20 protein-coding genes are annotated in these 23,011 nt (G+C 66.5%); 12 read left to right on the top strand and 8 right to left on the bottom strand.

Annotated elements, in window-relative coordinates; translation table 11 throughout:
• The first annotated feature begins 4 nt into the window (after positions 1–4).
• The 12 genes from KF737_RS05235 (at position 5) to KF737_RS05180 (ending at position 14,967) form a co-directional block, all read left to right on the top strand.
• Positions 5–2,356, top strand: a complete 2,352-nt coding sequence (locus KF737_RS05235) for a heavy metal translocating P-type ATPase (RefSeq protein ID WP_296451262.1) — start codon at positions 5–7, stop codon at positions 2,354–2,356.
• A gap of 4 nt (positions 2,357–2,360) precedes the next feature.
• Positions 2,361–2,747, top strand: coding sequence for a Cu(I)-responsive transcriptional regulator (gene cueR / locus KF737_RS05230; protein ID WP_296451062.1), 387 nt, complete (start codon positions 2,361–2,363; stop codon positions 2,745–2,747).
• A 239-nt stretch (positions 2,748–2,986) separates the two neighbouring features.
• Positions 2,987–3,319, top strand: a complete 333-nt coding sequence (locus KF737_RS05225; protein WP_296451059.1) for a hypothetical protein — start codon at positions 2,987–2,989, stop codon at positions 3,317–3,319.
• Between the two features lie 61 nt (positions 3,320–3,380).
• Complete coding sequence (locus tag KF737_RS05220; protein ID WP_296451056.1) at positions 3,381–4,649, top strand: TolC family protein; 1,269 nt, start codon at positions 3,381–3,383, stop codon at positions 4,647–4,649.
• A 97-nt stretch (positions 4,650–4,746) separates the two neighbouring features.
• Positions 4,747–5,907, top strand: a complete 1,161-nt coding sequence (locus KF737_RS05215; protein WP_296451053.1) for an efflux RND transporter periplasmic adaptor subunit — start codon at positions 4,747–4,749, stop codon at positions 5,905–5,907.
• Between the two features lie 3 nt (positions 5,908–5,910).
• A complete protein-coding gene (locus KF737_RS05210; RefSeq protein ID WP_296451048.1) occupies positions 5,911–9,168 on the top strand; it encodes a CusA/CzcA family heavy metal efflux RND transporter in 3,258 nt (1,085 codons plus the stop codon).
• Positions 9,168–9,515 carry a DUF190 domain-containing protein gene (locus KF737_RS05205; RefSeq protein WP_296451044.1) on the top strand — a complete coding sequence of 116 codons (348 nt, stop codon included), beginning with the start codon at positions 9,168–9,170 and terminating at the stop codon, positions 9,513–9,515. Before KF737_RS05210 ends, KF737_RS05205 begins: the two co-directional genes overlap by 1 nt.
• 126 nt (positions 9,516–9,641) lie before the next feature.
• Positions 9,642–10,100, top strand: a complete 459-nt coding sequence (locus KF737_RS05200; protein WP_296451041.1) for an SRPBCC family protein — start codon at positions 9,642–9,644, stop codon at positions 10,098–10,100.
• 43 nt (positions 10,101–10,143) lie between these two features.
• Positions 10,144–10,827, top strand: a complete 684-nt coding sequence (locus KF737_RS05195) for a transporter (protein ID WP_296451038.1) — start codon at positions 10,144–10,146, stop codon at positions 10,825–10,827.
• A 242-nt stretch (positions 10,828–11,069) separates the two neighbouring features.
• On the top strand, positions 11,070–11,402 hold the full coding sequence (locus KF737_RS05190; protein ID WP_296451037.1) for a hypothetical protein: 333 nt from the start codon (positions 11,070–11,072) through the stop codon (positions 11,400–11,402).
• A 68-nt stretch (positions 11,403–11,470) separates the two neighbouring features.
• Positions 11,471–13,972, top strand: coding sequence for a heavy metal translocating P-type ATPase (locus KF737_RS05185; RefSeq protein WP_296451034.1), 2,502 nt, complete (start codon positions 11,471–11,473; stop codon positions 13,970–13,972).
• Positions 13,972–14,967 carry a LysR family transcriptional regulator gene (locus KF737_RS05180; protein ID WP_167096097.1) on the top strand — a complete coding sequence of 332 codons (996 nt, stop codon included), beginning with the start codon at positions 13,972–13,974 and terminating at the stop codon, positions 14,965–14,967. Before KF737_RS05185 ends, KF737_RS05180 begins: the two co-directional genes overlap by 1 nt.
• On the opposite strand, the gene KF737_RS05175 is transcribed toward KF737_RS05180, so the two are convergent.
• Genes KF737_RS05175 through trbE form a run of 8 tightly spaced genes read right to left on the bottom strand, consistent with a single transcriptional unit; the run spans position 14,918 to position 23,007 of the window.
• Positions 14,918–15,139 carry a DUF2274 domain-containing protein gene (locus KF737_RS05175; RefSeq protein ID WP_167096095.1) on the bottom strand — a complete coding sequence of 74 codons (222 nt, stop codon included), beginning with the start codon at positions 15,137–15,139 and terminating at the stop codon, positions 14,918–14,920. The two genes, KF737_RS05180 and KF737_RS05175, sit on opposite strands and share 50 nt — an antisense overlap.
• Positions 15,139–16,374, bottom strand: coding sequence for a TrbI/VirB10 family protein (locus KF737_RS05170; protein ID WP_296451025.1), 1,236 nt, complete (start codon positions 16,372–16,374; stop codon positions 15,139–15,141). Before KF737_RS05170 ends, KF737_RS05175 begins: the two co-directional genes overlap by 1 nt.
• Positions 16,371–17,393: a P-type conjugative transfer protein TrbG gene (gene trbG / locus KF737_RS05165; protein ID WP_296451259.1), complete on the bottom strand. Its 1,023-nt coding sequence runs from the start codon at positions 17,391–17,393 to the stop codon at positions 16,371–16,373. Before trbG ends, KF737_RS05170 begins: the two co-directional genes overlap by 4 nt.
• A gap of 23 nt (positions 17,394–17,416) precedes the next feature.
• Positions 17,417–18,100 (bottom strand): conjugal transfer protein TrbF, encoded by a 684-nt coding sequence (trbF, locus tag KF737_RS05160; protein ID WP_296451023.1) that lies wholly within the window; start codon positions 18,098–18,100, stop codon positions 17,417–17,419.
• A complete protein-coding gene (gene trbL, locus KF737_RS05155) occupies positions 18,100–19,452 on the bottom strand; it encodes a P-type conjugative transfer protein TrbL (RefSeq protein ID WP_296451021.1) in 1,353 nt (450 codons plus the stop codon). The genes trbF and trbL overlap by 1 nt, the downstream gene beginning before the upstream one ends.
• A 3-nt stretch (positions 19,453–19,455) precedes the next feature.
• Entirely contained in the window at positions 19,456–19,791 is a 336-nt protein-coding gene (trbK-alt, locus tag KF737_RS05150; RefSeq protein ID WP_296451019.1) for a putative entry exclusion protein TrbK-alt, read from the bottom strand.
• 10 nt (positions 19,792–19,801) lie between these two features.
• Positions 19,802–20,572, bottom strand: a complete 771-nt coding sequence (trbJ, locus tag KF737_RS05145; RefSeq protein WP_296451017.1) for a P-type conjugative transfer protein TrbJ — start codon at positions 20,570–20,572, stop codon at positions 19,802–19,804.
• Positions 20,569–23,007, bottom strand: a complete 2,439-nt coding sequence (gene trbE, locus KF737_RS05140; RefSeq protein WP_296451016.1) for a conjugal transfer protein TrbE — start codon at positions 23,005–23,007, stop codon at positions 20,569–20,571. Before trbE ends, trbJ begins: the two co-directional genes overlap by 4 nt.
• Between the last annotated feature and the right edge of the window lie 4 nt (positions 23,008–23,011).

Below are 23,011 nucleotides of genomic sequence, written 5' to 3'. Positions count from 1 at the left end.
GACGATGGAGAGTCACGCCAACCATTGCTGCGCCGCTCATGGGACGGAGCCGGAGACTTCCGGCGTGAAGGACCCGGTTTGTGGCATGACCGTCGATCCGGCCGCCACACCGCACCACGCGGAGCATGACGGCCAGATGTTCCATTTCTGCAGCGGGCGCTGCCGGGAGAAGTTCGTCGCCGATCCGGACCGCTATCTCCATCATGCACCGGGCACAGGGCCGGCCACGGCGCCAGCAGGTGCGGTCTGGACCTGTCCGATGCATCCCGAGATCAGGCAACCGGGGCCAGGAACCTGTCCGATCTGCGGCATGGCGCTCGAACCGGCCGAGCCCAGTCTCGATGACGGCCCCAACCCCGAGCTGGTCGATTTCACCCGCCGCTTCCGGGTGAGCGCGGCGCTCGCCGTGCCGCTGCTGCTTGTGTCGATGGGGGCGGAGATGCTCGGCCTGCATCTCGTGCCGATGGCCTGGTCGCCGTGGGTGCAACTGGCCCTGACCGTACCGATCGTGCTCTGGGCCGGCTGGCCGTTCTTCGAGCGAGGCTGGGCATCGCTCAAGTCCCGCCACTACAACATGTTCACCCTGATCGCGATCGGCGTGGGCGCAGCCTTCCTCTACAGCCTGGTCGCCACCGTTGCGCCCAACATCTTCCCCGCCAGCTTCCGCGCCCACGGCGGGATGGTCCCGGTCTATTACGAAGCGGCCGGCGTGGTGGTCGCGCTGGTGCTGCTCGGCCAGATGCTGGAACTGCGCGCCCGCGCCGCTACCGGCCGGGCGTTGCGCGCGCTGATGAACCTCGCGCCCAAGACCGCGCGGCGGATCGGGCCGGATGGCGTGGAGGTCGAGGTTCCGCTGAGCGAGGTGGTCCGGGGCGATCGGCTGCGCATCCGCCCCGGCGACGCCATTCCCGTCGACGGTGCCGTTCTGGAGGGGCGCTCGTCGGTCGACGAAGCCATGCTGACCGGCGAGCCGGTGCCGGTCCTCAAGACGGCGGGCGCGCCGGTGACCGGCGGCACCGTGAACGGCACGGGCAGCCTGGTGATGGAGGCGCAGGCGGTGGGCGCGGAGACCATGCTCGCCCGCATCGTCTCCATGGTCGCCGAGGCCCAGCGCAGCCGCGCGCCGATCCAGGCGACGGCCGACCGCATCTCCGGCTGGTTCGTGCCGCTGGTGGTGCTGATCGCGCTGGCGACCTTCGTCGTCTGGATGCTCGTCGGGCCGGAGCCACGCTTCGGCCACGCGCTGCTCAACGCCATCGCCGTGCTGATCATCGCCTGTCCCTGCGCGCTCGGGCTGGCAACGCCGATGTCGATCATGGTCGGGACCGGGCGCGGCGCGCAGGCCGGCGTGCTGGTCAAGACCGCCGAGGCGCTGCAGGCGCTGGACGCGGTCGATACCCTGGTTATCGACAAAACCGGCACCCTTACCGAGGGCAAGCCCCGGCTCGTCTCGGTCGAGCCGATGGCCGGGTTCGAGGCTAACGACTTGCTCGCGCTCGCGGCGGCGGTCGAGGCGCGCTCAGAGCATCCGCTGGCTCGCGCGATTCTGGACGGCGCGCGTGAGCGCGGCCTGGCCATCGAGGACGCCCGGGACTTCGACTCCCAGACCGGCCTTGGGATCAGCGGAACGGTCGGCGGCCGCACGGTGGCGGTCGGCAACGCCGCCCAAATGGGACGGGTCGGTGCCGACGCCGCTGCATTGCGGGAGGCGGCCGAACGGCATCGCACCCAGGGCGCCGGGGTCATGCTCGTCGCGATCGACGGGCGGTCGGCGGGTCTCCTTGCCGTGGCCGATCCGGTCAAGGCGTCGGCGGCCGAGGCGATCGCCGCGCTGCACGCCGAAGGCCTGCGGATCGTGATGCTGACCGGCGACAGCCGAGGGACGGCCGAGGCGGTCGCGCGGACGATTGGCGGGATCGACGAGGTTCACGCCGATCTGCGGCCGGAGGACAAGGCGCGCATCGTCCGCGATCTCAAGGCCAAGGGGGCGCGGGTCGCCATGGCCGGCGATGGCGTCAACGACGCGCCGGCGCTCGCCGCGGCCGATGTCGGGGTGGCGATGGGCACGGGAACCGACGTGGCGATCGAGAGCGCGGGCCTGACCCTGACCAAGGGCGACCTCGCCGCCATGGTTCGCGCCCGACGGCTTGCGCGGGCGACAATGGCCAACATCCGCCAGAACCTCGCCTTCTCCTTCCTGTTCAATGGCATCGGGGTTCCGGTCGCCGCAGGCGTGCTCTATCCCGTCGCCAGCGTCCTGCTCTCCCCGATGTTCGCCGGGGCGGCGATGGCGCTCTCGTCCTTCACGGTCGTGATCAACGCGCTGCGACTGAACGCGGTTCGACTGGAAAGGTGAGGCCATGAACATCGGCCAGGCCGCGGCGGCCAGCGGCGTCTCGCAGCGGATGATCCGCCATTATGAGAAGATCGGCCTCATCCCGACGCCGATGCGCCGCGACAGCGGCTATCGGGATTATTCCGACAGCGACGTGCATCGGCTGCGATTCATCGCGAATGCCCGCGATCTCGGCTTTCCGATCGAGGAGATACGCGCCCTGTTGAGCCTTTGGCAGGACCGCAACCGTTCGAGTGCCGACGTCAAGACGCTGGCGCTCGCGCGCGCTGAGGACCTCGGCCGCAAGGCGGAAGCCCTGACCGCCATGCGGATGACCTTGATGCAACTGGCCGAGGCTTGCTACGGTGACGAGAGGCCTGATTGCCCGATCCTGGATCGGCTGGTCAAATAGCCGAGGCTGGAGTGTGCCGATCGTCGTCCCGCCGAGCGACTAACGATAGTTGAGCAGAAGCCATCTCGGGCTGAAGAGTTAACTGGTGAGCACAGTGATTTACTGAGCATTTCCGTGAACTTTACCAGAATCAGACGGAATGCGGCGGTGCCGGTATGATATAACCTTCTGTTATCTAGCCTATATTTTGTGGCACAATGCTTTTGCTTCGCACGCCGATGCGTGATAGCTAATTTGCCATGCGCTGGTTGACCGCCATCCTTGCAATTCTGCTTTCGGTGTCTCTGACAACGAGTGCGATGGCGCATGCGGCAGAGCCGGTTGGCTGCATCACAGATAAGGTCGCCTCAGCGTTCGGGCATTTTGAGGGCGACCGCGACGAGGTGCCGTCCGATGCTGGCAAGGGCACGCCGCATCATCACGCTACATGTCACGGTCATCACGTCGCCGAGCCTGCCCGCGACTGCGGGGTTCGCGTTGTCGGACTGATCGCGAGCTTGCTGCCCTTCGCCAGGACCGTGGATGGTCCTTCGGCGCCGATCGACACCACCTACCGCCCTCCACGCGCCTGACAGCGTCCATTTGCCCCGATTTTCCGGGGTTTTGTTGGAAACTGTCAGGAGTCATTAAATCATGCACCGCTTTGTCGCGGCCTTGTTGGCCGTGGCGTCCTGCGCGTCGATCGCGCAGGCGCAGACGGCCGCGTCGCCGCCGGATTCGGCACCCCCATATACGCTCGAACGTGCCCTGGATGCAGCCGGAGCGTCTTCACCCAACCTTGAGGCTGCCAACGCTGGCGTGCGCGCGGCTGGCGCGGCGCGCACCGTCGCGGGCCTCCGGCCCAATCCTGAAGTCCAGGTTCAGGTCGAGAACGTCGCGGGCTCAGGTCTCTATCGTGGCACACAGAGCGCCGAGGTCACGACCGGCCTGGCATTGCCGATCGAATTGGGCGGCAAGCGGTCAGCACGCATCGCCGTTGCAGATTCGCGCAGCCTGCGCGCGCGCCTCGAAGCGGCCATCACGCTCGCCGATCTGCGCGAGCGCGTAACCCAGGCCTATACCGCCGCAGCGTCGGCCGAGCGTCGGGTGGAGATCGCGCGTCAACTCGCCGGCTTTGCGGATGAAGGGTTTCGCGCGGCCAGCACGCGCGTAACCGCCGGCGCCGCTTCTCCGATCGAGCAGCAGCGCGCCGACGTTCAGCGGGTCAATGCCAACGTCGCGCTCGATCGGGCACGGCGGGAGGCGGCCGTTGCGCGGGAGAACCTTGGGCGCCTGATCGGCGAGCCGGTTGCGGGGCGATTGGATGCCGGCTGGTTCGACCGGATCGGCGGATATGGTCCGGCAAGACCTGCTTCGGCGGAGGGGACGCTCATCCTGGCTGCCGCCGAGGCCGACGTCGCGACAGCGAGCGCGCAAGTTCGGCTGGCGCGCTCACAGCGTATCCCCGACATAACGCTAAGCGCGGGGGCGCGGCGGCTGTCCGCAACCGGCGACACGGCGGCGGTATTCGGGGTCAGCATTCCCTTTCCGCTGTTCAACAGTGGTCGTGCTGCATTGAGCCAGGCGCAGGCCGAACGGCAGGCGGTCGATGCGAAGCGGCGAGTCACGGTCCTCGACACCGAACAGGCGATCGCCGCCGCGCAGACCGACCTTGCCAACGCGGCCGCAACCGCGCGCTCGGCGGGCGGACCCGCGCTCGCGGCAGCAAGCGAAGCGGCCCGCATAGCGAGGATCGGTTATGCCCAAGGCCGCTTCAGCCAGCTCGATCTGCTCGATGCGGAGCGGACTCTAGCCGACACGAGAGGCGCATTCGTCGATGCACTGGTGGCCTATCACGATGCCGAGGCGCGCCTCGCGCATCTGACGACACCGGCGCCCGACGCGGCGGGGACAACGCCGTGACCGCGCCCGCCTCGCCAATCCTCACCTTCCCCATCCCCCATTCCGAGCTGAACGCGCCCCTGATTGGCCGCTGCTCGATCCGTTTCGGAGATTTTCAATGATAACACAGGACAAACGGCTCCTAGGCGGTGTCGCCGGCGCGGTGCTGCTGGCGGCAATCGGCGGCTTCAGCGTCGCGCGTTGCACGGCTGATCCTTCAGCGACATCCGCTCCAGCCGAAAACAGCACCGAAAGTGCGACGCCGGCGGACAGCCTGGCAATGACGGCGGACGCAATCCGCGAAGCAGGCATTGCCGTCGAGACCGTTCGGGCTGGCGGCCTCGGCTCGGAGATCGTCGCACAAGGCCAGGTCACAGCCTCGCCCACGGGCGAAGCGCTTGTCACGGCACGCGCAGGCGGCGCGGTGACGCGGGTGTTCAAACGGCTCGGTGATCCGGTCCGCGCCGGAGAGGCGCTGGCGATCGTCGAAAGCCGCGATGCGGCACAGATCGCCGCCGACCGCACGGCAGCATCGGCCAGGGCTGTTCTTGCGCAGAAGGCGCTTGCCCGCGAGCGCTACCTGTTCGACCAGAAGGTCTCGGCGCGTGTCGATCTCGAACGCGCGGAAGCCGAAGCTGCCGCAGCGCAAGCCGAAGCGAGGCGGGCGCAAGTATCGGTTGGCGCAGCCAATGTCACCAAGGACGGCCGCGGCGTTATCGTGGCAAGCCCGATCGCAGGGCGGGTGACCTCAGAAAATGTCAGCCTCGGTGCTTACGTCCAGCCGGAAGCCGAGCTGTTTCGGGTTGCCGATCCAAACAAGATCCAGGTCGAAGCCGCAATCAATCCCGGCGATGTGGCCCGTCTCGCGGCGGGAGACCGCGCAGTCGTCGAACTCATGGACGGCCGGACGGTCGACGGCCGGGTTCGTGCCGTCACGCCGACTCTGAGCGGAGAAACCCGCGCCGCGACGGCGCTTGTCGAAGTGCCCGGTGGCATCCTGCAGCCCGGCCTCGGCGTGCGGGTGCGTCTCATGCCCAGCCAGGGCGCGCCGACGAACGCGATCGTGGTTCCGGAAGATGCCGTGCAGAGCGTCGACGGTCGTGACGCGGTCTTCCTCCGCACGCCTCAGGGTTTTCGCGCGCAATTCGTAACGCTCGGTCAGCGCAGCGCAGGCCGGGTCGAGATCGTCTCCGGGCTCAAGTCCGGCGCGACGGTCGCCACCCGCAACGCTTTCCTGCTCAAGGCCGAACTCGGCAAGGGCGCGGGCGAGGAGGAATAAGCCATGATCGCATCCCTTATGGCATTGTCCGTCCGCGCGCGGTGGGCGGTGCTGTTCCTCTTCCTCGCAATCGCCGGTCTTGGCGTGTGGCAACTCACCAAGCTGCCGATCGACGCGGTTCCCGACATCACCAACAACCAGGTCCAGATCAACACAGTCGACCGCGGCCTGTCGCCGGTCGAAATGGAAAAGCTCGTCACCTATCCCATCGAAACGGCACTGGCCGGAATCCCAGGCCTGGAAACCACGCGCTCGCTATCGCGCAACGGGTTCAGCCAGGTCACGGCGATCTTCTCGGACTCGACCGATCTCTATTTCGCCCGGCAGCAGGTCGGCGAGCGGCTCATCCAGGCGCAGGAAAATCTGCCTCAGGGCGTGCAACCGCAGATCGGGCCGGTGACGACAGGTCTCGGCGAGGTCGTCATGTACACGGTCGGCTATGCCAACCCCGACGGGCAAGGCGCGAAGAAAGTCGACGGCCAGCCAGGCTGGCAATCCGACGGCAGCTATCTCACGCCCGAAGGCGACCGCCTTACCGATGAAGTCGCGAAGGCGGGCTATCTGCGCACGGTGCAGGACTGGATCATCCGGCCGCAACTGCGCACGGTTCCCGGCGTGGCCGGGGTCGATTCGATCGGCGGCTACGCCAAGACCTTCGTGGTCGAGCCCGATCCGGTAAAGCTGTCGAGCTACGGCATTTCCTATACCGAACTGGGCGAAGCCCTCGAAGCCGCCAATCTCGCGGTCGGCGCCAACTACTTCAATCGCGGGGGCGAGGCCTATCTGGTGCGTGCGGACGCGCGCATTCGCTCGATCGACGAAATCCGCAATGCCGTCGCCGCGACGCGCGGCGGGGTTCCGATCACGGTCGGCCAGATCGCCAATGTGAGAATAGGCGGCGATCTGCGCACGGGCGCGGCGAGCATGAACGGTCAGGAAGCGGTCGTCGGCACGGCCCTGATGCTGATCGGCGAGAACAGCCGCGTCGTGGCTCAGGCGGTGAACGCAAAGCTCGACCAAGTGAAATCGACCCTGCCGGCAGGTGTCGAGGTCAAGGTGGTGCTTGATCGCGCGAAGCTGGTCAATGCCACGGTCGGCACTGTCGAGCGCAACCTCACCGAAGGCGCTTTGCTGGTGGCCGCGTCGCTGTTCCTGCTGCTCGGCAACTGGCGCGCGGCGATCATCGCCGTCCTCGTCATTCCCTTCTCCTTCCTGATGATGGCGATGGGCATGAACGCCTTCCGGGTGCCGGGTAACCTCATGAGCCTCGGCGCGCTCGACTTCGGCCTGATCGTCGACGGTGCGGTGATCATCATCGAAAACTGCCTGGCCCGCCTCGCGCATCGCCAGGAACATGAAGGCCGTTTGCTCAGTCTGCGCGAGCGTCTCGAAGAGACGATGCACGCCAGTCAGGAAATGATCAAACCGACCGTGTTCGGTCAGGCGATCATCCTGCTCGCCTTCGCGCCGCTGCTGATGTTCACCGGGGTCGAGGGCAAGACCTTCTCGCCCATGGCGATCACCATCATGCTCGCGCTGGTGGCGGCGTTCATCCTCGCCATCACGCTGGTTCCGGCGCTGGTCGCCCTGCTTATCCGGGGCAAGGTCGCCGAAAAGGACGTCTGGCTGATCCGCAAGTCGAAGGAGCGCTATCTGCCGCTGCTCGACAAGGCGATCGCACGGCCCTGGCCGTTCATCTTCGGCGGGCTGGCCTTCTTCCTCGCCGCAGTGCCGGTGTTCGGATTGCTGGGTTCGGAGTTCATTCCGCAGCTCGACGAGAAGAACCTGGCGCTGGCGTCGACCCGCGTGCCCTCGGTCAGCCTCGAACAATCGGTGGCCATGCAGCGCGGCGTTGAAAAAGCCGTGACCAAGCTGCCCGAAGTCGAGCTGATGTTCTCGAAAACTGGCACGGCGGAAGTCGCGACCGATCCGATGCCACCGAACGTCTCCGATGGCTTCGTGATCCTGAAACCCCAGGATCAATGGCCGCAGGACGTCAAGTCCAAGGCGGACGTGATCGAGCGGATCGAGAAAGCGGCCGGCAGCAAGCTGGGCCAGCTTTATGAGGTCAGCCAGCCGATCCAGTTGCGCTTCAACGAACTGATCGCCGGCGTGCGCGGCGACGTCGCCATCAAGCTCTATGGTGACGATCTCGACAAGATGTCAGCGTCGGCCAACGAGATCGTGCGCGTGCTCCAGTCGATCCCCGGCGCTTCCAGCGTCAAGGCGGACCAGACCGGCGGTGCGCCGACGCTCGACGTCCGGTTCGACCGCGCGGCCATCGCCCGGTACGGCCTCACGGTTCAGGAGGTCGCCGATACCGTGGCCGCCGGCATGGGCGGCCGCGCTTCGGGGCTGCTGTTCGAGGGCGACCGGCGTTTCGACATCACCGTGCGCGTGCCGGACGCCACGAGGGTCAACCTCGATGACGTACTCGCGCTCCCGGTGATGCTGCCCAAGGAGGAAGGCCATGCGCGCAGCTCGGTTCCACTGTCGCAGGTCGCCCAGATCAGGTTCACCGAAGGGCTGAACCAGATCAGCCGCGAGAACGGCAAGCGCAGGGTCGTGATCCAGGCGAACCTGCAAGGCCGCGACGCGGGCTCCTTCGTCGCGGAGGCGCAGGCCAAGGTGGCGCAGGTCAAGCTGCCGGCGGGCTATTATCTGGAGTGGGGCGGTCAGTTCCAGAATCTCCAGGCCGCCGCCGACCGTCTGTCGATCGTCGTACCGCTCTGCTTCCTGGCGATCTTCGGGCTGCTCTACATGGCGCTGGGCGGGTTCGGCCGTGCCGCGGCTGTGTTCCTCGCGGTCCCGTTGGGACTTGCCGGCGGCGTGTTCACCCTCGCCATGACCGGCATCGCCTTCTCAGTGTCGGCGGCGGTCGGGTTCATCTGCCTGGCAGGTGTCGCGGTGCTCAACGGTCTCGTCGTGATGACCGCCATCCGCGAGCGGCTGGAGGCAGGGCTCGCGCTGCCCGAGGCCATTCGCGAAGGCATGGCCGAAAAGATGCGCGCGGTCGTGATGACTGGCTTCGTGCCGGCGATCGGCTTCGTGCCGATGGCGCTCGCGCACGGCACCGGCGCCGAGGTCCAGAAGCCGCTCGCGACGACCGTCATCGGCGGCCTCATCGCGGCGACCATCCTCACGCTGCTGGTGCTGCCGGCGATCGCCAAGGTCGTCCTCGGCCTCAACATCCAATGGAAGAGAAGAAAATCAGAACCGGCGGCCGGTGAGCAGCCGGCAGCCGCTGAAGGAGAGGCATGATGGAAAAGAACGGCAAGAAGCTGCTGCGCATCTACACCGATGAAGCGGCCTATATCGGCGACCGCAAGGTCTTCGAATATGTCGCCTCGCTGGCGCGCGATCAGAAGATCGCCGGCGTGACCGTCCTGGAAGCCTTGATGGGCTTTGGCGGCTCGGCGCAGCTCCATCGCCGCCATGTCCTCGAAAGCAACCGCGCGGTGGTCATCGAAATCATCGACGTCGAGGACGCGCTGCGGGCATTTGTCGCCTTGCTGACGGATGTTCCCGACATCGGGATCATCACGCTGGAAGCCGTCGAGGTCATCGGCGGCAAGGCCCTGCAAGCCGCTGCCGGCGTGCAGGCGTGATTGCTGCGATCGATGCAGCGGGCCAGGCGCGATGGGCGATGCCGCCCATCGCGCTCAGCTCCCCCGGTCGCCTGTCCGCACGCCCTGCGGGCCGCTGCGCGGGTGACAGCCACAAGGCGCATTCCCATGTTCACGCTCGACCATTCCCTCCACCTGTCCATCCCCCTTGCGCGGGCATGGCGGCTCCTCGCGGACGTCGATCGCTGTCAGGACTGGCATCCGTTCGTGATGCTCAAGCGCGATCCCGACGACCCTCGAAAGCTCACCTACACGCACCGGAGGCGGGGCCGGCCACGCTTTTCGGCGGAAGCGGTACTCTCGAAGCTCGACCGTCACCATGCCATCGCCTGGCGCATCGGAGTGCCATGGCTGCTCGAGATCGAGGAGAGCTTTGTCGTCTCCAAGGAAGCGCACGGCACCTGCGTCGTGCATTCCACGCGCTATGCCGGACTCCTAGCCTTGGCTTTTGTGCCGTTTTTTCGGCGCGGGCTGCACAGAATGCTGATGGCGACGGACAAGTCCCTGGCCGCGCATGTCAAGCGAGGTTCCACCATTGCCCGGTATTCCCAAGGAAAGCTGAAATAGCCGTCGGACGTGCAGCGGCGCTCTGCCTGCGGAAGCGGGTTTGATGTCAGCGCTCGCCTACACCATCATGCCTGTCGCGGCCGCCATTGTCGGCGCGATCGTTTCCCTCCTGCGAACGCCTGGCGCGCGCTTTATCAGCGCCATGCAGCATCTGGCGGCCGGCGTGGTGTTCGCGGCGGCGGCGACCGAAATCCTGCCGCAGATCAAGCACGACGCGGCCCCGGTCGCGACCCTGGTGGGCGGGACGGTCGGCGTCGCCGCCATGCTGCTACTGAAGGCTCTCGAAGAGAGAGCCACCGGATCTCTGGCGATGATTGGCGCTGTCGCCATCGACATCCTCGTCGATGGGCTGGTGCTGGGCCTTGCCTTTCTCGCAGGCGAGAAGGCAGGGATTCTGCTGACGATCGCGCTGACGCTGGAGGTCCTGTTCCTTGGGCTGACCCTCACGAGCGACCTTCGTAAGTCCCTCCGTGCAGCTTGGAAGGTGGTGGCCGTCGTTGCCGCGATCGGTTTGCTGCTGCCTCTCGGCGCGGTTCTGGCGACGCCGGTAGCGACCCTGTCGCAGCCGATCATCGTCGCCTTCCTGAGCTTTGGGCTCATGGCGCTCCTTTATCTCGTAACCGAGGAATTGCTCGTCGATGCCCACGAATGTCCGGATAGTCCTCTGGTCACCGGCATGTTCTTCGCGGGCTTCCTGGGGCTGCTCATTTTCGAGGAGCTTATGTGAGTCCAACACCGACAGATCGCGCCATCGAGAGCAACGCCGGTCGAACCCGGCAGCGCCGGCTTAGCCTTCTCGACGGCATCGGAAATGGTCCCCCACAAGCGCAACGCCCTCATGCGTGTTTGTGCGAGAAGGGCCCGCGCCGTGGACGTTCTGCCCCCTCGTTCACGGCGAAAGTTTGTAGCCGCCAGTGTCACGGCGGGGCGTTGAAACGGCGGCGGCCGTGCGTCCCGTTGGCATCCCTGTTGCTGCTGGCGGCCAACGCGGGCTGTTCGCCCGAAAGCTCTGACGCTGGCAGTGCCATGCTCGCCGGAACACATAGCTTTGTCTGCGCGAATGGGACGAAGGTACGCGTCGAATTTCTCGGCGATGACGGTCTGACGGTCGAGGCCGCGATTTTGCCTGATGGTGAAACCGAACGCCTGACCGCGCCCGCGGCCGGCGTCACCTATTTCGGCGACACCATGAACCTCTCGATCTCCAGTGATTGGGTGGTCGTCATCCGCCGCGACGCGAAAACGCAAGTATGCCAACGCGCTGGCTCCGGTCAGCCACAGAACGGGCGTCCGCCTCCCTGATCGGGAAGCGCCCATGCTCCTCGGCACGGGCGCTGAACGAGGCCCGCGCAAACATTGAGGAGGTTTTCATGACGGACCAGGTTCAACTCGAAATCCCGCTTATCCTACCCGACATCCCCGATGCCGATGACGCCTGTGTGGCTCGGCTGACAGCCAATCTCTCGGCGCGCCCAGGCATCGAAAAGGCGCATGTCGTACCGGCGGAAGGGGACAAGCCCGCACGGCTTTGCATTCATTACGATGCCGACACGCTGTCGCTTTCGCGCATCCGCGACATCGCTCGCGCGGCGGGAGCTGCGATTGCCGAGCGCTACGGTCATGCGCTGTGGCCGGTCAGCGGGATCGGCCATCAACGAAAAGCGCGGACGGTCAGCGAGCAACTGCGCGCCATACCGGGCGTGCTCGAATCCGACGCGAATGCCTCGGGCCTGGTGCGCGTGGAGTTCGACCGTGAACAGGTCTCCGAAGACGAGATCGTTGATGCGCTGTCGCAATTGGGGGTCAGGCGGGACAAACGGGCAAACAGTCCTTCGAAGGACGTGCATGCCGGCCACGATCATGGCGCAGGCGCGCATGATGAGAAAGCCGGCCACAGGCACGACGGTGGTCACGATCACGATCATAGCCATGGCGGGTTTCTTGGTCCCAATACCGAGCTGATCTTCGCGCTCGCCTGCGGGGCCTTGCTGGCGCTCGGCTTTGCGATCGACAAACTGGTGGCGGCGGCGCCCGCGTGGCTGCCAACCGCCTTCTATATCGGCGCCTACGGCTTCGGCGGCTTCTTCACGGTGCGCGAAGCGATCGACAATCTCCGGCTGCGGAAATTCGAGATCGATACTCTCATGCTGGTCGCTGCCGCCGGCGCCGCGGCGCTCGGCGCGTTCGCCGAGGGCGCGCTGCTGCTGTTCCTGTTCAGCCTCGGCCACGCGCTCGAACACTACGCGATGGGCCGCGCGAAGCGCGCGATCGAGGCGCTCGCGGACCTCGCGCCGCGCACCGCTCTCGTCCGGCGGCCCGATGGCGCGACGGAAGAAATCTCCGTCGATGACCTGAAGCTCGGCGATACCGTCATCGTCAAACCCGACGAGCGCCTCGCAGCCGATGGCTTCGTCATCAGGGGCACGAGCGCCGTCAACCAGGCGCCGGTGACCGGCGAAAGCATTCCGGTCGACAAGCAGCCGGTCGCCGATGAGACGGCGGCGCGCGCAAATCCCGATCGGGTTGATGCTGCGAGCCGTGTCTTCGCCGGCACGATCAACGGCAGCGGTCTCATCGAAATCGAGGTCACACGTCTGTCGAGCGAGAGCACGCTGGCCAAAGTGGTCAAGATGGTCAGCGAGGCCGAAACGCAGAAGTCGCCGACCCAGCGCTTCACCGATCGGTTCGAGCGCTTCTTCGTACCTGCGGTCCTGGCGCTCGCCTTCGTGCTGCTGTTCGCTTGGGTCGTCGTCGACGAGCCATTCCGTGACAGCTTCTATCGTTCGATGGCGGTGCTCGTTGCGGCCAGCCCTTGCGCGCTGGCGATCGCCACGCCCAGCGCCGTCCTCTCCGGCGTGGCGCGCGCCGCGCGAGGAGGCGTTCTAATCAAGGGCGGAGCCCCGCTGGAACTGCTCGGATCGCTTGATGCGATCGCGATCGACAAGACCGGCACGCTGACCAAGGGTGAGCCGCGCATCCAGCAGATCGTCCCCGCGCCGGGGGTGGACAAGCAGGACCTGATGGCCGTCGCGGTGGCGGTCGAAAGTCTGAGCGATCATCCCTTGGCGCAGGCCATAGCGCGGGACGGGCGAGAACAGCTCGGGGATTACCCTGTTCCTAAGGCTGAAAGCCTCAAAAGCCTCACCGGCCGCGGCGTATCGGCTGTTTTGGGCGAAGATGAGGTTCTGATCGGTAAGCCGGGAATGTTCGGCTCCGCCGGGATCTCCCCCCTGTCCCCAGCGATGGCGGAGGCCGTCGAGCGGCTCCATGAGGCCGGACACACCAGCATGGTCGTGCGCCAGGGGGACCGTGATTTGGGCGCGATCGGTCTGCTCGACACGCCGCGCGAGGGTGCGCGTGCCGCGCTCGAGAAGCTGCGTGCGATCGGCATTCACCGGATGATCATGATCTCCGGCGACCACCAGCGCGCGGCCGATGCGATTGCGCGGGAGGTCGGCCTTGAGGAAGCCTGGGGCGATCTGCTGCCCGAGGACAAGGTCGAGGCGATCAAGAAACTGCGTGCCGAGGCGCGGGTGGCGATGGTGGGCGATGGGGTCAACGACGCCCCGGCGATGGCGAGCGCGACGGTGGGTATCGCTATGGGCGCCGCCGGATCGGACGTGGCGCTCGAAACTGCTGATGTCGCCCTGATGGCCGATGATCTGGCCCACCTTCCTTTCGCGGTCGGGCTCAGCCGGGGAACACGTTCGATCATCCGCCAGAACGTCTTCGTTAGCCTCGGTGTGGTGGCGATCCTCGTGCCGGCCACGATCTTCGGGCTCGGTATCGGCCCAGCGGTCGCCATGCATGAAGGTTCGACTTTGCTCGTCGTGTTCAACGCGCTCCGCCTGCTTGCCTGGAGGCAGGCGTAGTGCCTGACGTAGCCCTTGATCTTCGGTTCCTTCGATATGCTGTAATCGCCGCCGAGCAGGGAAGCTTCAGGAAGGCGGCCACGCTTCTCGGCCTTTCCCAGGCGTCCGTCAGTCGCCGCATCGACATTCTGGAAAGCCGTTTGGGATTCAAGCTTTTCTGCCGGACGCCGGGGGGCGTGTCCCTGACGCTCGTGGGCGAAAGGTTTCTAGCGGAGGCAATCAAAGGCATCGATCATCTGGACCGTGCGATCCACATGGCCGCTTCGACAAGCCGGGGAGAGCGCGGCATCGTTCGCGTTGGCATTCTCTCCTCGCTCAATTCAGGCTTCCTTCGCGATGTGCTAACGACCTTTCGACAGAAATACCGCCACGTCGAGGTGATCGTGCAGGAGGCGACCGCGAGGGAGAGCCTGCACTACCTCGTCATAGGCGAGATAGACGTTTCGTTCACAACCGGAATTCCGAATATCCCAGGATATGCGACCGAGTTGCTTTGGTCAGAGCGTGTCTTGGTCGCGATGCCGGCAGGCCATGATCTGGCACGCCGCGAGGGCTTGACCTGGCAAGAACTGCAGCATGAGGCGTTCATTGTCTCCAGTGGAGGTCCAGGCCCGGAGATTCACGATTACCTGGTGCGGCGACTTGCCCGCCTTGGCTTCCGTCCCGATGTCAAGATTCAGTTCGTCGGGCGCGAGGGCCTCATGAATCTCGTGGCGATCGGCTACGGTCTGACGCTTGTCAGCAATTCTTCGCTCGGACGGGAGATGCCCGGCGTGGTGATCCGGCCCATCCTAGGCGACGGGGATGTCTTAGAGTCGAGCGCAATGTGGTCTTCTAAGAATTCCAATCCAGTCTTGCGTCGATTGCTTTCGATCGCGCGATCGCTGGCGAGATCGAGGCCGGCAGTTGGCGCTGGATCTGTCATTTACCTGCTATTCGCGTCGCTCATCGCTCCGTGCGGCGGGCCCGAGCAAATCCTCGATCTGTTTCTATAAAGCGCTGGACCATAGGTGCGATAAGCACGGCAGCGTCAGGAATGGGTTGCCCAGTCTCTCGCCCAAGAATATCGGCATATGCAAGCAAATCCCGATGGACCTGCGCTGGCAATTCCACGGTGATTTTCACCGGCTTACTGTCCGGCACACCGCTCAATTTCAGCTTGGACATCACGACCCTCCGTATGGCTCGAGCAATAGGTCCCGCGTGACGATTACGCGCACGGGAAATCCGGGCCGAATGGTCAGGGTCGGCGCCACATTAAGCTGGCGCCGGACAATCTGTTGGCCCGCCTGGTTGAAGGTGTCCTGTCCGCCGTTGCGGATAGCGCGCAGAAGCCCGTCGTCGTCGTCGATGGCCAGCTCGGAGCCAATGCTGAGTAGGGTCGACAAACCCGCCGCCTTGGCCAGACCCCACCAGTGATAGTCGACGCCGTCTTGCAGACCAGCATAGCCCTCGGCGTCGGCGCCGGGCTGGCGCTCCAGCATGATCGAGCGGCCATTCGGGAAGATCAGCCGGTTCCATACCAGCAGAATTCGGCTCTGCCCGAACTGGACGTTGCTATCGTACTGGCCGATGACGCGTGTGCCCTGCGGCACGAGCAGAATACGGCCGGTCGGGCTGTCATAGATGTTCTCTGTCACTTGGGCGGTGATCTGTCCCGGCAGATCGGAACGAATGCCGGTGATCAACGCAGCCGATATCACCGCGCCCGCCTGCAGCACATAGGAGGACTCCGGCGCCGCCACGCGATCGGGCGAGACTGTGCGCCGATCGACTGCGGCGCTGAGGAAGGCGTTCTGCCGATCCTGGGCGGTCGGCGTCGCCGGTTGCGGCGCAAGAGCGAGGCCGGTCAGATCGGGCATGGTGGGCACGCTTGGGGCGGCTGCAGCGGGCCCAGGCGCCGCTGGCGAGACGGAACGCGTCTCGGTTGACGCAAACAGCCGGGCCGTTCTCGCGGCCTCGAGTTCCTGCAGGCGGCGTTGTTCTTCGGGGCTCATGCCAGGATTGGGCGATACGACGCCGGGCGCCGGCACGGGTTGGCCCCGGTTCTGTGCGCCCAGGATCGGGCGCCCGAGATCGCCAGGCAAAGGCGGTCCGAGCTGGGGAACGCCGCTATAGTCGCGCGGCAGGCCGGCGACGCCATCGGCCGTGGGCCGGTTCTCGGTCGAGTAGAGTTCTTCCGCCGGACGGCCGCCGTCGCGTGTCTGGAGCGCGTAAACGAGCGCGCCGCCGATACCGACGCTGGCGACCAGGCCAATGCCGGCCAGCACCTTGCGGGACAGCCGCGTCACGCGCGGCGGCTCGGGGCGCAACCGCATCGCTGACGGACCGGCTGGCTCGCCGGTCAACGGCCGAGCGCCATCCTCCGGCTCATCCTCGTTCCGGGAATCGGTGTCGCTCACGATGCCGGCCTCCCGTCGGTGCGGGTGATGCGGACGCGCTTCTGTTCGCGGCCCGCGCCGAAGCGCAACTCGGCTGCGGCGAAGAGCCGGTCGATGACCATGTAATTGCCGCGTACCCGGTAGTTGACGAGTTCGGACGTGTCGCCTTCAGGACCAACAACGAAGAGCGGCGGCATCTCGCCCTGGCCGATGCCGCGCGGGAATTCGATGAAGACCTGACGGCCGTCGTCGAAAGCGCGAAGCGGCCGCCATGGCGCTCGGTCGCCTTCGATCGCATAGCGGAAGTTGACGTTGGCGAGGTCGACGCCGCTCGCCACTGGCTGAGCGGCCTGTGCCTCGGCGTTCTGCCGGCGCAGCGCGATGAGCTGGTCCTGCGGATACTGCCAGGAGACGGAGGCCATATAGGTCCGCTCGGTCGAGCGAAGCTCCATGTGGTAGGTGCGCAGGTTGGTGTTGATGACGAGGTTCGTCATCAGGTCGGGGCGGGTCGGCTTCACGAGGATATGAATCTGCCGCGTCGCGCCCGAGCCGCTCTCGGTGTCGCCGATGATCCAGCGCACGGTGTCGCCGGCAGCGACCGGTCCGGAGCCGACGAGCTGCTCGCCGGGCTGGAGCGCGATGTCGGTGATCTGGCCCACGGCGGTATAGACCTGATAGAGCGCCCCTTGCGTGAACGGATAGACCTGCATCGAATTGATGAAGCCGTCGCGCACGGGCTGGACGCGCGCGGCGGCATTGGCCTGGTTCACGCGAGCGGCGGGATCGGTCGCCTCCGGCGCTTGCCGGGAGCGTTCGACCGGCTTCATTTGGCCGGGCAGCGGCAGCGGCCGCGGTAACTCCACGACGGTGACTGGCGCCGGCGGGTCGACCGTCTGCGTTGCCGGAACGGCGTTGTCGTAGGAGATCTCCGGCGGCTTTTGCGTGGTCGCGCATCCGGCGAGCGCCGTGGTGGCGAGCAGGATGATCGGCAGCATGCCGGTGCGTGGATGCGGATAGGTATGGATGCGTGAAGCCGGCATTCCGGCTTTACGGAAAGACGGCCTCATTGCCCAAGCTCCCGTGACCAGTTGATGGCGTTGACGTAGATTCCGAGCGGGTTCTTCCGCAGCGTGTCGGCGTTGCGCGGCGTCTGGATCACGATCGTCAGAATCGCGGTCCATCGCTCGGTCGTGGCGAGCTGCCCGTTCTCGTAACTGCGCTCGACCCAGGCGACGCGGAAGCTGTCGGGGGATGCGCGGATGACGCTGGAGACCTCGATCGCGATCTGCTGGCGACCGACCTTGGTGAAGGGGTCATTGGCGCGCGCATAGTCATTGAGGGCGGCGGCGCCGCGATCGGTGGTGAAGTCGTAGGCCCGCAGCCAGTTCTGGCGCACGACGATGGCGTCGGCCGGGATCGAGCGGACTTCCTCGATGAAGCGGGCGAGATGGAATGCGATCTGCGGATCGGTCGGGCGATAATTGGCCACGGCCGGCGCAACGGCCTGCGCTTGGCCGAGCCGGTCGGTCTGCACCACCCATGGCACAACGGTGCCACGCGCCGACTGCCAGACGAGCGCCGCGGCGAAACCCGCCGAGAGGAAGAGCGAGCCGAAGGCCATCAGCCGCCAGTTCTTCGCCTGGATGCGGGCCGAGCCAATGCGCTCGTCCCAGACCTGCGCGGCGCGCTGATAGGGCGTCTCCGGCTCAGCAGTTTTGCCATAGTGGGTGGAAGGTCGTTTGAACATCAGCGGTCGCCTTCGGAGAGGTTGACGGAAGAGCCGCCGCCATGTGCGTCACCGGAGCGGACGGCGTGCGCCGTGGCCTGGACGGCATGAGTCATTTTCTGGCTGCGGCGCATGCGTTGGGCCCAGGCGGGCGGACCGTCGGCCTTGGCTGGCGATGCGGCCTCGGCGGCGTCGCCGCCGATCGTCCCGCCGGTCGATGCGCCGCCGGTGGCTTCGAAGGCGGCGCGACCGCCAGCGTTGAAGCTCGAACGCATGCTTTCGGCGGCGCGGGATGCGGCGCGGCGCAAAGGCGAGATCGCTGCGCTGCCGCCGGCGCGGGCGACACCGCCGAGACCCGATGCGACACCGGCAGCGCCGGACTGGCCGGCCGCACCCAGGCTGTAGGCCGTGGAAGCGCCACCTGCGAGAGCCGCGCCGCCACGAGCGGCGGCGGCGGCCCCTCCGACCAGCGATGCGCCTCCCGTAGCGGCCGCGCCCACGGCGCCGGCGCCGAGCGCAACCATGCCGCCGGCCGCGAGTCCGGTTCCCACCGCCGCACCGGCACTGAGCTGTGGTCCGCCAGAGACGATGCCCGATGCGATGCCGGGGCCAAAAATGCCGAGGCCGAGCAGCGACAGCGCGGCCAGAACGATGGCCATGGCTTCGTCGATCGAAGGTGTCGCGCCGCCGAAGCCGGCGGTGAATTCGGAGAAGAGCGTCGAGCCGATGCCGATGATGACGGCGAGGACCAGCACCTTGATACCGGACGAGATGACATTGCCCAGCACGCGTTCGGCCATGAAGGCGGATTTGCCGAAGAGGCCGAACGGGATCAGCACGAAGCCGGCGAGCGTCGTCAGCTTGAACTCGATCAGCGTAACGAAGAGCTGGATGGCGAGGATGAAGAAGGCGAGCAGCACCAGCGCCCAGGCCAGGAACAGGCAAGCGATCTGAATGAAGTTCTCGAAGAACGACCAGTAGCCCATGAGGCCGGAGATGGAATCGAGCAGCGGCCTTCCGGCGTCGAGTCCGGTCTGCGCGACCTTGCCGGGCCGCAGGAGATCGGCGGTCGTGAACCCCGAGCCGCTGGCCTTCAGCCCCAGTCCTGCGAAGCTTTCGAAGACGATACGGGCGAGATTGTTCCAGTTGCCGATGATGTAGGCGAAGACGCCGACGAACAGGGTCTTCTTCACCAGCCGGGCGATGATGTCGTCATCGGCGCCCCAGGACCAGAACAGCGCCGCCAGCGTGACGTCGATTACGATCAGCGTGGTGGCGATGAAGGCGACCTCGCCTCCGAGCAGCCCGAAGCCGCCGTCGATATAGCGGGTGAAGACCTCGAGGAAATGGTCAATGACGCCGGTGTTGCCCATGGCCTATTGCGCCTCGGCCGGTTGCGCCGGGATCGCCTGGGTCTGCGGTGCGGCAGGCGGTTGCGGCAGGCGTTCGGCCGGACGCGAGCCGGGCGCGAGGAAGCGCTGGCGGTTTTCCGCCCAGGCGCGGAGGCAGGACGGATCGCGCGGACCCGCTTCGCCGAGGGCCTGGCATCGCAGCAGCTCGTCGCGAAGCGGATCGACGGTCGAGGCTGCGGGCCGGCTGGAGGCCCAGGGTTCGACCGGCTCCTCCTTGCGGCTCATCTCGATCGCCGTCGCGGTAATGGCGAGCGCGACGAAGACGACGGCGGCCAGGCGTGCGAGCATCTTGCCGTCCATGGCCGTGCCCTCAGTTGCCGCTGCCGGGGAACATCCGGGCGTTGCCCGGCTGATAGCCGCTGCCGGGGGTCAGGAAGCGCCGGCGCTGTTCGCGGCCCTGTTCGGCCGCCGCGGCGCGCTCGGCGTCGGAGAGCGCCTGCGCGCGGCCGTTCGCTGAGACCACAGCGGTCAGGTCGGCGAGCTGCTGGGCCTGGAGCGCGAGAAGCTGATTGCCGGCCTGCGTCGCCTGCAAGGCGCCGGTCGCGCCCTGGCTTTGCCCGACCAGCGCCGACATCTGCGCGCGGTTGGTGTCGATGTTGCCGACGACACCGGCCTGTACGCGCATGGCGTCCTGCAAGCCGCCGACCGTGTTCTGCCAGCGCTCGCGCGCGTCGGTGACGAGCTGTTGGTCCGACGCCGTCATCGACGCATTGCCGTAGGTGGTGCGGAACGCCTGATCGATGTTCTGCACGTTGTAGGCGATGCGCTGCGCCTCGCCGAGGAGCTGCTGGGTGCGCTGCACCGACTGCTGGAGTTGTTGCAGCGAGGAATAGGGCAGGCTCGTGAGATTGCGGGCCTGGTTGATCAACATGGTCGCCTCGTTCTGGAGCGAGGTGATCTGATTGTTGATCTGCTGGAGCGCGCGCGTAGCGGTCAGCAGGTTCTGGGCGTAGTTTGTAGGGTCATAGACAATGCCGCCGAACTGGGCGTGGGCTGGCGTCGCCAGGAATGGCAGCGTGAGAACAGGGGCGGTGAACAGCGCGGCAGCGACGCGTGCCGCGCGCGAGCGGCGCGCGTTCATGATGATGTCTCCATGGTGTTGAGGCCGGGAATGAGATCGACCGCCCAGCCGAGGTCGTAGCGATTGAGCCAGGCGGCGAGAAAACCTTCGCGGCCATGCTCGGCGACGGTCTGGGCGATGGCGGCCTGGTCGGATTTCGAGGAGGTGGCGCACAGTGCCAGGGCCACGTCGGACAGGCCCAGCTCGAACAGCCGATTGCCCCGGCGCGACTGGCAGTAATAGTCGCGTTTCGGCATCGCCCGCGCGAGGATCTCGATCTGCCGGTCGTTGAGTCCGAACCGCCGGTAGATGGCGGTGATCTGCGGCTCGATGGCGCGCTCGTTGGGGAGAAGGATGCGCGTCTGGCAGCTCTCGATAATGGCGGGCGCTATGGCCGAGCCGTCGATGTCGGAGAGCGACTGAGTGGCGAAGATGACCGACGCATTCTTTTTGCGCAGGGTCTTCAGCCATTCGCGGAGCTGACCGGCGAAGCCCTCGTCGTCGAGCGCGAGCCAGCCCTCGTCGATGATGATGAGCGTCGCGCGCCCATCGAGGCGATCCTCGATCCGGTGAAAGAGATAGGCGAGCACCGCGGGCGCGGCCCCGGTGCCGATCAATCCCTCGGTCTCGAAGGCCTGGACGGTGGCTTCACCGAGATGTTCGGCCTCGGCGTCTAGCAACCGGCCATAGGCGCCGCCGACGCAATACGGGCGCAGCGCCTGCTTGAGATCGTTGGACTGGAGCAGCACCGACAGGCCGGTCAGGGTGCGTTCGGCGGGCGGCGCCGAGGCCAGCGACGTCAGTGCTGTCCAGATGTGCTCCTTGACTTCCGGCGTGATCGCGACGCTCTCGCGGCTGAGGATGGCGGAGATCCATTCGGCGGCCCAGGCGCGCTCGCCCGCATCGTCGATCCGCGCGAGCGGCTGGAGCGACACGCTGTCGTCCGCGCCATCGGTCAGGCCGCCGCCGAGATCGTGCCAGTCGCCGTCCATGGCGAGCGCCGCGGCGCGGATCGAGCCGCCGAAATCGAAGGCGAAGACCTGCGCGCGATCATAGCGGCGGAATTGCAGCGCCATGAGCGCCAGCAACACCGATTTGCCGGCGCCCGTCGGGCCGACGATCAGCGTGTGGCCGACATCGCCGACATGAATGGAAAGCCGGAACGGGGTCGAGCCTTCGGTCTTGCCGAAGAGCAGCGGGGGCGCTGCGAAATGCTCGTCCCGCACCTCGCCCGCCCATACCGCCGAGAGCGGGATCATGTGGGCGAGATTGAGCGTCGACAGCGGCGGCTGCCGGACATTGGCATAGACATGGCCCGGCAGGCTGCCGAGCCAGGCGTCGACGGCGTTGATGGTCTCGGGCATGGCGGTGAAGTCGCGGCCCTGGATGACCTTCTCGACCAGCCGCAGCTTCTCGGCGGCAATGCGCGGATCGGCGTCCCAGACGGTGATGGTGGCGGTGACGTAGGCCTGGCCGGCATAGTCGGCGCCGAGTTCCTGCAGCGCGAGATCGGCGTCGGCCGCCTTGTTGGCGGCGTCCGTATCGACCAGCACCGACGCTTCGTTGGTCATCACCTCCTTGAGGATGGCGGCGAGCGACTTGCGCTTGGCGAACCATTGCCGACGGATTTTGGTGAGCAGCCTGGTCGCATCCATCTTGTCGAGCAGGACAGCGCGGGTCGCCCAGCGATAGGGAAAGGCGAGCCGGTTGAGTTCGTCGAGGATGCCGGGCGTGGTGGCGGTCGGGAAGCCGACGATGGTGAGGATGCGCAGATGCGCGTCACCGAGGCGCGGTTCGAGCCCGCCGATGAGCGGCTGATCGGCGACCAGGGCGTCGAGATAGATCGGCGTCTCGGGCACGCGGACGCGGTGCCGTTTGGTCGAGACCGTCGAGTGCAGATAGGTCAGCGTCTGCGTATCATCGAGCCAGGCACATTCCGGCATGAAGGCGTCGACGAGTTGCAGGATGCGATCGGTGCGATCGGCGAATCCGCGCAGCGCCTCATGGGCATCGACGCCGCCGCGCTCGCGGCCCTCGTAGAGCCAGCTTTCGGCGCGCGCGGCGTCCTCCGCCGGGGGCAGATAGAGGAAGGTCAGGAAGTAGCTGGATTCAAAATGCGCTCCGGCTTCCTCGAAGTCGGCCTTGCGCTCGGCATCGACCAGAGCCGACGCCGGATCGGGAAAGCGGCTGGCCGGATAGGTCGCGGCCTCATGGCGCTGCGCCTCCACGAAGATCGCCCAGCCTGAGCCAAGGCGGCGGAAGGCATTGTTGAGACGGCCGGCGACGGCGACCAGTTCGGCGGGCACGGCGCTGTCGAGATCGGGGCCGCGAAACCGCGCCGTGCGCTGGAAGCTGCCGTCCTTGTTCAGAACGACTCCGTCGCCGACCAGCGCGACCCAGGGAAGGAAGTCGGCGAGCCTTGTGTTGCGATTTCGATATTCGGCAAGGTTCATCATGGCG

Origin of the sequence: Phenylobacterium sp., from assembly GCF_019636135.1 — a bacterium.
Taxonomy (GTDB): domain Bacteria; phylum Pseudomonadota; class Alphaproteobacteria; order Caulobacterales; family Caulobacteraceae; genus Phenylobacterium.
This window is presented reverse-complemented; position numbering and strand designations above follow the sequence as displayed.